This window comes from Pseudomonas sp. NPDC087346 (assembly GCF_044744235.1).
In the GTDB taxonomy this organism is placed as follows: domain Bacteria; phylum Pseudomonadota; class Gammaproteobacteria; order Pseudomonadales; family Pseudomonadaceae; genus Aquipseudomonas.
On sequence record NZ_JBIUXX010000099.1, the window covers coordinates 1 to 12,419 of the forward strand.

Consider the following 12,419-nt stretch of genomic DNA (forward strand, 5'->3'; position numbering starts at 1 on the left):
GGGCCTGCATGCAAGCGGGTGAAGATTTTGATACGGCCAAGCTTTTTAGCGACAAACACCTCGCAAAAGCTTGACCGTGAACAGAGTATCTACAGTGTCCGTGGCGTACACAAAATTTATGTCCACCGCAAAACCTGTGGGAGCGAGCTTGCTCGCGATGGCGGCCTGACAAACGCCGGTAAATGTTCGACTAGATACGGCCCGCTGGTGCGTAAGGCGCCGGATCGATGATCGGCGCACGCCCCAGCATCACATCGGCAAACAACTGACACGACGCCGGCGCCAGCACCAGTCCATTGCGGTAATGCCCGCAATTGAGCCACAACCCGGCAAACCCCGGAACCTGACCGATATAGGGAATGCCTTCAGGCGAACCCGGACGCAACCCGGCCCAATGCCCCACCACCTCGGCATCCGCCAGCGCCGGCAACAACTCGACCGCCGAAGCCTTGAGGCTTTCCAGCGCGACATCGGTCGGTGTCTTGTCGAAACCTTCGTGTTCCAGCGTGCTACCGATCAGGATATGACCGTCACGACGCGGGATCGCATAACGTCCCTTGGCCAAGACCATGCTCGGCAGAAAATCCGCTGCGCATTTGTAGAGGATCATCTGTCCCTTGACCGGCTCGACCGGCAAGCTCAGGTCCAGTGTCTTCAGCAAATCACCACTCCAGGCCCCCGCCGTCAGCACTACTTGATCGCCGTGGATCACGCCATTCGACGTCTGCACACCAACCACTTGCGCGCCCTCACGGACAAATCCGCTGACCTCGCATTGCTCATGAATGGTCACGTTCGGCAGCGCCAGCAATGCCGCTTTCAGCGACTTCACCAGACGCGGGTTACGCACATTGGCGACATCGGCCATGTAGATTGCTCGCGAAAAACCCTCACCAAGCACCGGAACCGCAGCGTGCGCCGCCGAGATATCCACAGCTCGTAGCGGGCGATTTTCGCGCTCGGCCCAGGCCAGTGCTTCGGCTTCATCATCCAGATCCAGCCAGTACAGGCCAGTGGTGTGTACTTCAGGATCGACCCCGGTGTCGGCAAACAAGCGCTCGCCGAGCTGTGGATAAAAATCCTGCGACCAATGCGCCAGCTCGGTGACTGCCGGACTGTAGCGCCACGGATACAGCGGAGAAACGATGCCGCCGCCAGCCCAGGACGATTCCTGGCCGACGCTGGAACGGTCGAGCAGCACCACGCTGCCCACTTCGGAGGCGAGATTGTAGGCGGTCAGCAGGCCAATAACGCCGCCGCCGACAATCACCACTTGCTGTTGCCTGGTCATGTTTGATTCAACCTAAAAAGACAGTGGGCGCAAAAGGCGCCCGAAGAGATGCGCCCTCAGCGGCCCCAGCAATCCTTGGTGGTCAGCCCGGCAGTCGCGTTGTTCATGCTTCTGACACCGGTGTTGGTCAGGGTGAAATCCCCGCACTTGTCGGTGGCCATGGTGCTACCAGCCTTGCGGGTAGCAGTCAGCAGGAAGGTCTGGTCGGTGATGGTCGGGGTAATGGTGTAGAAATCGTTACCCGCGTTCAGCCCCGTCGCATTGGTGTAGACATTGTTCTTCGAGTAGAAACGCTCAAGAATCTGCGCCTGCTCCGACAGGGTCGAGACTATTTCGGCGCGACGGCCCTTCTTCATGTATTCGGTGAGGCTCGGATAGCCGATGGTGATGACGATCCCGATGATCGCAATCACGATCATGATTTCGATCAGGGTGAAACCTCGGTTGGATCTACGCATGCCTCAAACTCTCACTTACTGTATTTGTCGCCACATGATACGACGGCTACCGCCGCCGCCCTTTTCCACCAGCGTGGTGACAGCGCCACTAGTGTCTGTCACGACCTTGCCCGTCCCGCCATTGACGATGGAGTTCAGCGTCGGAATGCCGCCGGTGAACACCACACCACTGGAAATCGTGTCGTTACTGTCCACCAGGCCGTCGGTGTTGGTATCCAGTACCGCGTAGTTGAGCATCTTACCGCTGAACGCATCGAGTTCGACTAGTTTGCCGGTGCCGAAACTCGAACACGGGTCGGTGGTATCGACGCTGGCGGTGGTAAACACAACCCGCCCGAGCACCAGACTTGCCTGATTGATCACCCGCTCGCCGGTCAACACGCTGTTGTATACCAGCGGCAGATACCAGCCCTTCTCCGCCGGATAGGTCGTGTCGTTCTGCGTGGTGGTAATGAATTGCCCGGTGCTGCCGGAGAACACCCCGGTGATCGCCTGCGCCTGCAAACTGCTGACGGTGATCTGCCCCGAGCTGCCATCGGCGTCCCACACCGAATAGAACGCCTGCAAATCCTTGTTGGTCTTGTCCGCGGTTTCGTTGAACTTGCCGGTGCCGACGAAGATCTGTTTGCCACCGAGAGAGTTGTCCGCCAGCAGCGGCTGCGCAGTGATCGGTTGTGTCGTGCCGCCAGCCGTGGTGAACAGCGGCTTGCCGGAAAACGCCACGCCCCAACTGTCCGTCGACGTGGCGCTCAGGTCGAACTTCCATAACCGCCCTTTCAAGTCTCCGCCGTAAGCGGCCTGCACCACGTTGGATGAATTGACCTTGAGCTTCACCGACGAAAGACCGTTGGTGGTTTCGGTACTGTCGATGACGATCTTCTTGATCAGCGAGCCGTCACGAACATCCAGTACATACAACGCTGCGACTCCGGAGTTACTGCCGTAACCATTGGAGATGAATGCGGCCCAGCGACCATCGGCCAAACGTGCCACTTCCGGCCGTGCGTAGGCATAACCCAGATCATTAAAAGCATTGGCGGTGTTAGCTGTGGCCGGCGCGCTGACTTCCCACAGTGAACTGAGAACGTTGCCCGCCGAGGCATCAAATAATTGCAGCGCGTAGAAAGTCTTGCCGCCAGCACCCGTGCCACCAATGGCCAGGGTTTTCCACGCACTGTTGAACTGCATGTCATAAACGCCAACCTGACCGTCCACCAGAAACTTGTGGCTGACGCCGTTGATGTAAGTCGGATCGGCAATCAGCCGCAGCGACGGCAACACGCTGGACGGCATGTAGGCATAACGTCGGGTGCCGTTGGCCGCATTGATGACGTTGACGAAGCCGTCGTTGGCATTCACCACCAGACTGGTATTCATGTTTGCCGCTTTGGCGCTCAGGTAAGTGGTGTACGTGGTGTCGCCGGAGAGATCGGATGCAGTCTTATCGCTGGGCGAGGCCAGCACCAGCGGCGAATTGATGATGTCGCCCAACAACACGCTACGCACCTTGAGCCCGGTTTTATTGGTGCCCTTGCTCCACTCAACCAGATCACTGCCGCTGATGCCAGTAGGCAGGCTCTGACTGAGCGTGGTTTGCTGCGCGGCGGAAAAGTTACCGTAAGCAAGGGTTACCGGCGCATTGCTTGTGGTGTTCCACGATTGGTAGGTCGGCGCGGTGGCGCCAGGCACAATCGTCGTGTCAGTCGCCCACAGTGCCGTCGCCGTATTCACTGCTCCAGCGGAGGTGAAGCCAAAAGACTTGATCGTGCCGCGCCAGTCTTTGGGGTCATAGCTGGTCTGGAAAAAGTTGCTGCTGCTGGTCAGTGTGGTGCCGTTGGTGACACCGCTACCGCCAGAGCCAGCCTTGGAGGTGATGTCACTCAATGCCGACGACAGCGCGGTGTTGAGACCCGCGCTGTCATTCGCCTGGTAATACTTGCCCTGCCCGTAATTCGCCGCGTCCGACAGCATGACGTTGGCAGCGGTGAATCCCACGGTGTAGGTGTTCATGTATTGCTTGGGAAAATCCGTCGAACTCCAACTCTTGCCCGCCGCGTCAGTTCCGGTCGAGCGCATATCGATATCGAAGGCAAATTTGGCGATGTCGTCCAGATACAACGTATCGCCCTCGTTATCGCCATTAAGGTTGTTGCCGTCGTTGTTGATGCCATCCCAGTTCGGCAAACGGCTGCCGCCCAGCGGATCGTTGCTGGGAAAGGTCCGGTCGTAGGTCGGCAGACCGTCAGTGATCACCACCCCGTAATTTTTCTGGCAGCGGTACTGGATCGGGCTGGTGTAGGTGCTCGGCGTGGAGTTGTAGTACGGCGTCATGCCGCGCATGTAGCGGGTGATTTCGTAATAGGTTTCTGCCAATGGCGTATTGGCCACGGCACTCAAGGCGTTGATCGACGAGATCAGCGCGTTGTAGTTGGTGTCCGCCTGCGCCTGGGTCACGCTGCCGGTGACCGGGGCCAGATCGCTGATCGAACGAGCGATGTAGCCGCCATTACCCGGGTTGTTGCTGGTGACCGGGTTGAAGGTCGACAGGCCGATACGCAAGGTTCGGTTGCTGGTGACCAACGCGTTGGAAACGTTGCGTGCGACGTTGATCCGATAGTCGTTGGGAATGGCACCAGTGGTGAAGTCGCGCGTGCCATTGCTGATCGCCAACCCGACCACGTAGGAAATGTAATCGTCCGTGTAACGGGTATTGCCGCTACCGACCGGGTCCGGCAGTTTCAGACACAGTGGCGCCAGACTGTTGTTGTAAAAAGCATACGCCCCGCCCGAGCAACCGGAGGTCGGCAGGCTGGACAGAAATATGGGATCGCCGGTAATCGCCGTCGAACTCAGGCATAAACCGAGTATGGCATTGCATTGCCTTGCCGCCGTGCGGGAAACGGTCGGATCGAAGCCCGCCGCATAGATGATGCTGTTCATGCTGCCCGAGTCATCGATCAGCAAAATCACATTCGGCGGCACGGCGGCCGCGCTCAACAACGGCGAGTCGGAAGGTGTGAACGCATACGCCGGCGCGGCCAGATAAAAGCTCAGCAACATGCCGATCAGCAGCGACCGCCATCCGTAGCGGTACTCAGTACTTCGCATAGACACTCTCCACTACGCTGCGCGAAGTGCCGGTGATACCAACAGCGGTCACCCGATACAAGGTCGCCGAGGTATTGCTCGGCACGTTTACCGCCGTCAGGGTGGTGCCAATGTTCTGCACGCCATAAAACCCGTTGCCGGCAGCAATCCATGTCACTCCAGACGTCGAGTTAAGTCCCGCCGCACTGACCACCGAAGACTCGGCCGGTGGCGCGCACTGCACGGTGCCGCTGCACACCGTCAATGAATAGCTGGCGAGCTGCACGGCACTTTCACCGATACGCAATGCGGCTTCGGCAGTCTGAAACGACTGATTGCGCAGACTCACGCTGCCGGCCATTTTTTCCTGAAGGTTGGCGCTCTGCATCGATGACAAGCCGATCAGTGTCAGCAGCAACAGAAACACCAGGCTGACCAGCAAAATCATGCCGCGCTGCGTCTGGCGCTGATGGAGAGAAATACTCATCGGCCCGGCCCTCATTGCAAGCGGTTGCGCAAGGCGGCAACCACGTTGAAGGTTTGACTGGCCACCTGATTGCTCGGGTCGGTGAGGGTCAGGCTCAGGCGCACACTGCGGATGCGCGCCGGATCGCTGGGGTTGGTGCTGTAGGTCGAGGCCGCGACGTCGGTCGCCGAAGTGGCCAGACCGAAAGTAACGGTGAAGGCACTGACGTTGTTAACCAACACCTGTTGAGTTGGCGTGCCGCTTCCGGTGCCCATCAGTATCTGGTTATTGCTGAAACTGTAGATCAGACGGCGCAGCGGAAAGTTGATCAACCCGCTCGCGGCGCTACGTACCCCGGTATACGCCGTGGCGCTGTTGCGGCAATCGGAAACCACTGTCCAGGTCGGCGTTCCGCCGCCGCTGCCGATATCCGCCGTGACCAGCGTCAGTTTGAGGTTGGCATTGTCCCAACTGATCGGCGTGATCTGCGCAGCAGCGAAATCCCCCGCCGTACTGGAGTCGGTAATAGTGCCGAGACAACCGAACATTCCCACCATGCGGATTTCCTGAATCATCTTGCTCAAGACGAACCGGGCGTCTTCCTGCATTGCAGCGGAGCTGTTCTGGCTGACATAGGTGTTTTTCGCGGAGATAAATATCTGCACCACGCCCAACACCACGATCAGTCCCAACGTCAGGGCGATGAGCATTTCGATCAGGCCGAAGCCACGGTTATGGTGCCTCATGGCGAAGTCACCGGATCGACCGCGGCGCGACTGGTCAGCACAAAGCTGCGCGTGGTGCTGGTGGCGTTGGCCGCCCGCGAGTCATTCCAGTTGATGGTGATGGTGTACACCCGCTGACTGAGGGCGATGGTGCCGGTGGCGGTCGGCCCGCCGAAATTGACGATATTGGTGGTGAAATCGTAGAGATCCTGATCGCGGGAAACGTTCAGGTTGCCCGAGGTCGGTGGGGTAACGGTGTAGTCGGCGCCCGAGTTCGCCCGGATGCGATCCATCATGTCGTAGGCGATGAAGCTCGCCTGACTGGTCATCCGCGAACTGTCGGTGTATTTCAGCGAATTCAACTGGACGGCTGCGGCCCCCAAAATCCCGACCGTCAGAATCAGCAACGCCACCAGCACCTCGATCAGCGTCATGCCCTCCTGTGCACCTGCGCTCCCTGCCCTCATCCGCAACTTCCACCCAATTGAATTCGTCCGTTCAGACACACGTTAAGCGTCCTGCTTTGCGTTCCCAGCGTGTAGCTGATGACCACCGCCGTAGACGGGGCCGCCAGACCGCCCAGATTGTTGAAATCCAGCGCGGTCACTCCTGAGGGTAGCGTCAGAGTCGCACCGCTGCTCATCGCTGGAACAACCCGCAATACATTGGCCGGAGTGCCAGTACTGTCGTAAACCGACAATTCGCCGGTCCAGACGCTGCCACCAGCGGTCGGACGCAGCCGCAGGGTCGTGCCTCGATCAATCGCTTCAAGGCGTGCGTAATTGATTGCCCGTTGCAAGTCGCCCATTTCGGTATCGGCCCTGCTGCCTTGTACCGACCGGGTGAACCCAGGCACCGCCAGGGTAATGAGGATCACAAACACGGCGACCGCGACCAACAACTCGATCAGCGTGAAACCTTTTGAATGATGATCCATCGATGCCCTCCGTTGCCGTCGGCTATACCAGTTACACGCTAGAACATTCGGCCGACCTGTGTCGGTTGATTTGCCCTGCGCGGCGCACGGATTGCACCGCGCAACACCATCCACGGAGGAAATCGTCATGCCGCAACAGGGCTTCAGTCTGATCGAACTGCTTATGGGACTGGCAATCGGCGCAATTGTTCTGCTGCTGGTCAACCCGGCGTTCGCTGCGCTGAGAGAGTCGAATCATCGCGATCAGGCCGCGCAGTCGTTGCTCGACGGCATTCGTAATGCGCGCAGCATGGCCATCACGCGCAATCAGAGCGTGGTGATGTACGGCATCAACGGCGACTGGAGTCAGGGCTGGCGAATCATTCTGGATATCAGCGGCAAAGGAGCGGAGGACAGCAGCAACCCGCTGCTGATCGAGCGCGCAGGTGATGCGCGGGTTCCAATTGCCGGCAATTGGGCGGTCAGTCGTTATGTACGGTTCAGCAGTCTGGGACAACCGCTGATGCCCGGGCGGGCGTTTCAGGCAGGGACATTACATATCTGCTCGGCACACGAGCCGGTCAGCCAGCTCCAGGTGGTGCTGGCTGCGACCGGTCGAGTGCGCCTGGGCAGCGAAAAGGCTGAACAGGCGCTGTGCCAGAAGGCGAAAAGCGTTAAATCGAACGGACGCGCAGTTCTTTAGGCATCGAGAACGTGATGTTCTCTTCGCGCCCGGCGAGTTCATCGGCGCCAGTTGCACCCCAAGCCTGCAATTGCTGGATCACGCCACGCACCAGCACTTCCGGCGCAGAAGCACCGGCGGTGATGCCGATACGCTCGACACCGTCGAACCAGCTCTGCTGCAGGTCTTCGGCGCCATCGATCAGGTAGGCCGGAGTGGCCATGCGCTCAGCCAGTTCACGCAATCGGTTGGAGTTGGAGCTGTTCGGGCTGCCGACCACCAATACCACGTCACATTCGTCAGCCAGTTGCTTGACTGCGTCCTGACGGTTTTGCGTGGCGTAGCAAATGTCGTCCTTGCGCGGGCCGCCGATGGCCGGGAAACGTGTGCGCAGGGCGTCGATGACGCGACTGGTGTCGTCCATCGACAAAGTAGTCTGGGTCACGAACGCGAGTTTTTCCGGGTTGTGCACCTGCAGTTCGGCAACGTCTTTCTCGTCTTCGACCAGGTAGATCGCGCCGCCATTGCTCGGGTCGTATTGGCCCATGGTGCCTTCGACTTCCGGGTGACCGGCGTGGCCGATCAGAATGCACTCACGACCATCGCGGCTGTATTTCGCGACTTCGATGTGCACCTTGGTGACCAGTGGGCAGGTAGCGTCGAACACTTTCAGTCCACGGCCGGAAGCTTCGGTACGCACAGCCTGGGAAACGCCGTGAGCACTGAAGATCACGATGACGTCGTCCGGCACCTGATCCAGTTCCTCGACGAAGATCGCGCCACGGCTGCGCAGGTCTTCGACCACGAACTTGTTGTGCACCACTTCATGGCGCACGTAGATCGGCGGCCCGAAGACTTCGAGGGCGCGGTTGACGATTTCGATCGCCCGGTCCACGCCGGCGCAGAAGCCACGGGGGTTGGCGAGTTTGATTTGCATGCTGTGCCTCGTGTCTTGCGCGCGAAAACAATGAAAAACCAACTATGGGAGCAATCTGTTGTGGCGAGGGGATTTATCCCCGTTGGGGTGCGAAGCGCCCCTCAATCCAGCCACCGCAATCCTGAATGGAAACGTGTTGGCTGGTTTCACGATTGCTACGCAACCGAACGGGGATAAATCCCCTCACCACAAAGGCTCCCGCCTGCTTTGTTACAGCGCTTTGACGGAGAAGATTTCCACGTCAAAGGTCAATGTCTTGCCAGCCAGCGGGTGGTTGAAGTCGATGGTCACTTGCGTGTCGTCGAATTCTTTCACCACGCCCGGCAGCTCAGTATTGGCCGCATCGTTGAAGATCACCAGCAAACCCGGCGACAGTTCCATGTCCGCAAACTGCGAACGCGGGATGATCTGCACGTTCTGCGGGTTCGGCTGACCGAAAGCGTTTTCCGGTTCAACTGTCAGCGTGCGCTTGTCACCGGCCTTGAAGCCGAACAATGCCGCTTCGAAACCCGGCAGCAGGTTGCCATCGCCGACCTTGAACGTAGCCGGAGCCTTGTCGAAAGTGCTGTCGACGGTGTCGCCGTTTTCCAGGCGCAGAGCAAAGTGCAAAGTGACTTCCGTGTTCTGGCCGATGCGTTGTTCAGCTTCAGTCATGAACGGTTTCTCCGGTTTTCTTGGATTTGAACATATCCAGTGCCAGCATCACCGCGCCTACGCTGATCGCGCTGTCGGCGAAGTTGAACGCCGGGAAGTACCAGCGGTTCTGCCAGTGCACCAGAATGAAATCGATCACATGGCCCAGGGCAATGCGGTCATACAGATTGCCCAGTGCGCCACCCAGCACCAGCGCCAGAGCGACGGCTAGCCAGGTTTCGTTGCGACCCAGGCGCTTGAGCCAGACCACCAGCACCGCACTGACCACAATCGCGATCAGGGCGAACAGCCAGCGCTGCCAGCCGGAGCTGTCAGCGAGGAAGCTGAACGCAGCACCGGTGTTGTAAGCCAGGGTCCAGCTGAAGTAATCAGGGATGATCACAATCTGCTGGTACATCTCGAGCTTGCCTTCGAAGTAGAACTTGCTGGCCTGGTCAATGACCAGAACCAGCAAACTCAACCAGAGCCAGCCCAACCGTCCGAAACGGCCAACCGCATTAGGCATAGTGACGAACCTCGCCAGCGCCGCTGATGTTGTCTACACAACGACCGCAGATTTCCGGATGTTCCGGGTTCACGCCGACGTCTTCGCGGCAGTGCCAGCAACGGGCGCACTTCGGGAAGGCCGATTTGACGATCTTCAGCTTCAGGCCGCCGACTTCGGTGACCACCGCGTCTTCAGGTGCGCTAACAAAAGGCGCAACGCTGGCGGTCGAGGTGATCAGTACGAAGCGCAGTTCGTTGCTCAGTTTGGCCAGGTCGGCGCTCAGATCGTCTTCGGCGAACAGTGTCACTTCGGCTTGCAGGTTGCCACCGACCGCTTTCGCGGCGCGCTGGATTTCCATTTCCTTGTTCACGGCAACCTTCACCGCCATAACCCGCTCCCAATAGGCGCGACCCAGTTCGAAGCCTTCCGGCAATTCGGTCAGACCTTCGTACCAGGTGTTGAGCATCACCGATTCGTTGCGCTCGCCCGGCAGGTATTCCCACAGTTCGTCGGCAGTGAATGCGAGGATCGGTGCGATCCAGCGCACCAGCGCTTCGGAGATGTGATACAGCGCGGTCTGCGCCGAACGCCGAGCCTTGCTGTTGGCGCCAGTGGTGTACTGACGGTCCTTGATGATGTCGAGGTAGAAACCGCCCAATTCCTGCACGCAGAAATTGTGGATCTTCGAGTAGACGTTCCAGAAACGGTATTCGCCGTAGTGCTCTTGCAACTCGCGTTGCAGCAACAGCGTGCGATCCACCGCCCAACGATCCAGCGCGAGCATTTCTTCGGCCGGCAGGATGTCGGTGGCCGGGTTGAAACCGGTCAGGTTCGAGAGCAGGAAGCGCGCGGTGTTACGGATACGCCGATAGGCGTCCGCACTGCGTTGCAGGATCTGATCGGAAACCGCCATTTCACCCGAGTAGTCGGTCGAAGCGACCCACAGACGCATGATGTCGGCGCCAAGGGTGTCGTTGACCTTCTGCGGCGCGATCACGTTGCCCAGCGACTTGGACATCTTGCGGCCAGCTTCGTCGACGGTGAAGCCGTGGGTCAGCAGCTCGCGGTACGGCGCGTGGTTGTCGATGGCGCAACCGGTCAGCAGCGACGAGTGGAACCAGCCACGGTGTTGGTCGGAACCTTCCAGGTACAGATCGGCACGCGGGCCGGTCTCGTGACCCATCGGGTGCGAACCGCGCAGGACGTGCCAGTGCGTGGTGCCCGAATCGAACCAGACGTCGAGGGTGTCGCTGATCTTGTCGTACAGCGGCGCTTCGTCACCGAGCAACTCGGCAGCGTCCATCTTGAACCAGGCTTCGATGCCTTCGACTTCAACGCGTTTGGCGACTTCTTCCATCAGTTCGACGGTGCGTGGGTGCAGTTCACCGCTTTCCTTGTTCAGGAAGAACGGGATCGGCACGCCCCAGTTACGCTGACGGGAGATGCACCAGTCCGGACGGTTGGCGATCATCGAGTGCAGGCGCGCCTGACCCCAGGCCGGAACGAACTTGGTTTCTTCGATAGCCTTGATCGCGCGATTGCGCAGGGTTTCGCCAGTCGCCGGTTCTTTGTCCATGCCGATGAACCACTGCGCGGTGGCGCGGTAGATCAGCGGGGTCTTGTGGCGCCAGCAGTGCATGTAGCTGTGTTCGATGACGGTGGTGTGCAGCAACGCACCGACTTCGGTCAGCTTGTCGACGATGGCCGGGTTGGCCTTCCAGATGAACTGGCCGCCGAAGAATTCCAGCGTCGGCACGTAAACACCGTTGCTCTGCACTGGATTAAGGATGTCGTCGTTGACCATGCCGTATTTCTTGCAGGTCACGAAGTCGTCCACGCCGTAGGCCGGGGCGGAGTGAACCACGCCAGTGCCAGCGCCGAGTTCGACGTAGTCGGCCAGATACACCGGCGACAGACGATCATAGAACGGGTGACGGAAGTTGATCAGCTCCAGTTCTTTACCGGTAGTGGTCGCGATGACCGAACCTTCCACGCCGTAGCGTTGCAGGCAGGATTCGACCAGCTCTTCAGCCAATACCAGCAGCTTGTCGCCAATGTCGACCAGTGCGTAGTTGAATTCCGGGTGAACGTTCAGCGCCTGGTTGGCCGGGATGGTCCACGGGGTGGTGGTCCAGATCACGATCGAGGCAGGTTTGCCCAGCGACGGCAGACCGAAAGCGGCAGCCAGCCTGGCTTCGTCGGCAATCGGGAACGCGACGTCGATGGTCGAGGACTTCTTGTTCTCGTACTCGACTTCGGCTTCGGCCAAGGCCGAACCGCAATCGAAGCACCAGTTCACAGGCTTGAGGCCCTTGAACACGAAGCCGCCCTTGACGATTTCGGCGAGGGCGCGGATTTCACCGGCCTCGTTCTTGAAGTCCATGGTCTTGTACGGGTTGGCGAAGTCGCCCAGCACGCCGAGACGGATGAATTCGGACTTCTGCCCTTCGATCTGCTCGGTGGCGTAGGCACGGCACAGTTCGCGGGTCTTGTCCGCGCCCAGGTTCTTGCCGTGGGTCACTTCAACCTTGTGCTCGATCGGCAGACCGTGGCAGTCCCAACCCGGAACATAAGGCGCGTCGAAACCCGAAAGGGTTTTCGAGCGGATGATCATGTCCTTGAGAATCTTGTTCAGCGCGTGACCGATGTGGATCGTGCCGTTGGCGTACGGAGGGCCGTCGTGCAGGACGAACTTCGGACGATCCTTGCCAATTTC

At 59.3% G+C, this 12,419-nt stretch carries 12 protein-coding genes; 1 reads left to right on the forward strand and 11 read right to left on the reverse strand.

The features are described 5' to 3' along the window. Nucleotides 1-190 precede the first annotated feature (190 nt). The 7 genes from thiO to ACIOZM_RS29970 are packed head-to-tail and all read right to left on the reverse strand — an operon-like array spanning nt 191 to nt 6,964. The gene (gene thiO, locus ACIOZM_RS29940) at nt 191-1,291 is read right to left on the reverse strand and encodes a glycine oxidase ThiO (RefSeq protein ID WP_401220866.1); all 1,101 of its coding nucleotides are present in this window, start codon (nt 1,289-1,291) and stop codon (nt 191-193) included. Nucleotides 1,292-1,347: 56 nt separating this feature from the next. Further along, nucleotides 1,348-1,749, reverse strand: a complete 402-nt coding sequence (locus ACIOZM_RS29945; protein ID WP_401220869.1) for a type IV pilin protein — start codon at nt 1,747-1,749, stop codon at nt 1,348-1,350. A 15-nt stretch (nt 1,750-1,764) separates the two neighbouring features. Next, nucleotides 1,765-4,857: a pilus assembly protein gene (locus ACIOZM_RS29950; protein ID WP_401220872.1), complete on the reverse strand. Its 3,093-nt coding sequence runs from the start codon at nt 4,855-4,857 to the stop codon at nt 1,765-1,767. Beyond that, the gene (locus ACIOZM_RS29955) at nt 4,844-5,323 is read right to left on the reverse strand and encodes a PilX N-terminal domain-containing pilus assembly protein (RefSeq protein WP_401220874.1); all 480 of its coding nucleotides are present in this window, start codon (nt 5,321-5,323) and stop codon (nt 4,844-4,846) included. The genes ACIOZM_RS29950 and ACIOZM_RS29955 overlap by 14 nt, the downstream gene beginning before the upstream one ends. An 11-nt stretch (nt 5,324-5,334) precedes the next feature. Then, nucleotides 5,335-6,048 carry a PilW family protein gene (locus ACIOZM_RS29960; protein ID WP_401220877.1) on the reverse strand — a complete coding sequence of 238 codons (714 nt, stop codon included), beginning with the start codon at nt 6,046-6,048 and terminating at the stop codon, nt 5,335-5,337. After that, nucleotides 6,045-6,494 carry a type IV pilus modification protein PilV gene (pilV, locus tag ACIOZM_RS29965; RefSeq protein ID WP_401220880.1) on the reverse strand — a complete coding sequence of 150 codons (450 nt, stop codon included), beginning with the start codon at nt 6,492-6,494 and terminating at the stop codon, nt 6,045-6,047. Before pilV ends, ACIOZM_RS29960 begins: the two co-directional genes overlap by 4 nt. Continuing rightward, the gene (locus ACIOZM_RS29970; RefSeq protein ID WP_401220883.1) at nt 6,491-6,964 is read right to left on the reverse strand and encodes a GspH/FimT family pseudopilin; all 474 of its coding nucleotides are present in this window, start codon (nt 6,962-6,964) and stop codon (nt 6,491-6,493) included. Before ACIOZM_RS29970 ends, pilV begins: the two co-directional genes overlap by 4 nt. 127 nt (nt 6,965-7,091) lie before the next feature. Between ACIOZM_RS29970 and ACIOZM_RS29975 the strand changes: the two genes are divergently transcribed. After that, nucleotides 7,092-7,646, forward strand: a complete 555-nt coding sequence (locus ACIOZM_RS29975; RefSeq protein ID WP_401220886.1) for a GspH/FimT family pseudopilin — start codon at nt 7,092-7,094, stop codon at nt 7,644-7,646. Here the strand turns inward: ACIOZM_RS29975 and ispH are convergent. The 4 genes from ispH to ileS all read right to left on the reverse strand — a co-directional run. After that, a complete protein-coding gene (ispH, locus tag ACIOZM_RS29980; protein WP_401220889.1) occupies nt 7,618-8,562 on the reverse strand; it encodes a 4-hydroxy-3-methylbut-2-enyl diphosphate reductase in 945 nt (314 codons plus the stop codon). The two genes, ACIOZM_RS29975 and ispH, sit on opposite strands and share 29 nt — an antisense overlap. Nucleotides 8,563-8,772: 210 nt before the next feature. Beyond that, the gene (fkpB, locus tag ACIOZM_RS29985; RefSeq protein WP_401220892.1) at nt 8,773-9,216 is read right to left on the reverse strand and encodes an FKBP-type peptidyl-prolyl cis-trans isomerase; all 444 of its coding nucleotides are present in this window, start codon (nt 9,214-9,216) and stop codon (nt 8,773-8,775) included. Continuing rightward, the gene (lspA, locus tag ACIOZM_RS29990; protein ID WP_401220895.1) at nt 9,209-9,721 is read right to left on the reverse strand and encodes a signal peptidase II; all 513 of its coding nucleotides are present in this window, start codon (nt 9,719-9,721) and stop codon (nt 9,209-9,211) included. Before lspA ends, fkpB begins: the two co-directional genes overlap by 8 nt. Continuing rightward, on the reverse strand, nt 9,714-12,419 hold a 2,706-nt coding region (ileS, locus tag ACIOZM_RS29995), incomplete at its 5' end, for an isoleucine--tRNA ligase (RefSeq protein ID WP_401220898.1). The genes lspA and ileS, both read right to left, overlap by 8 nt.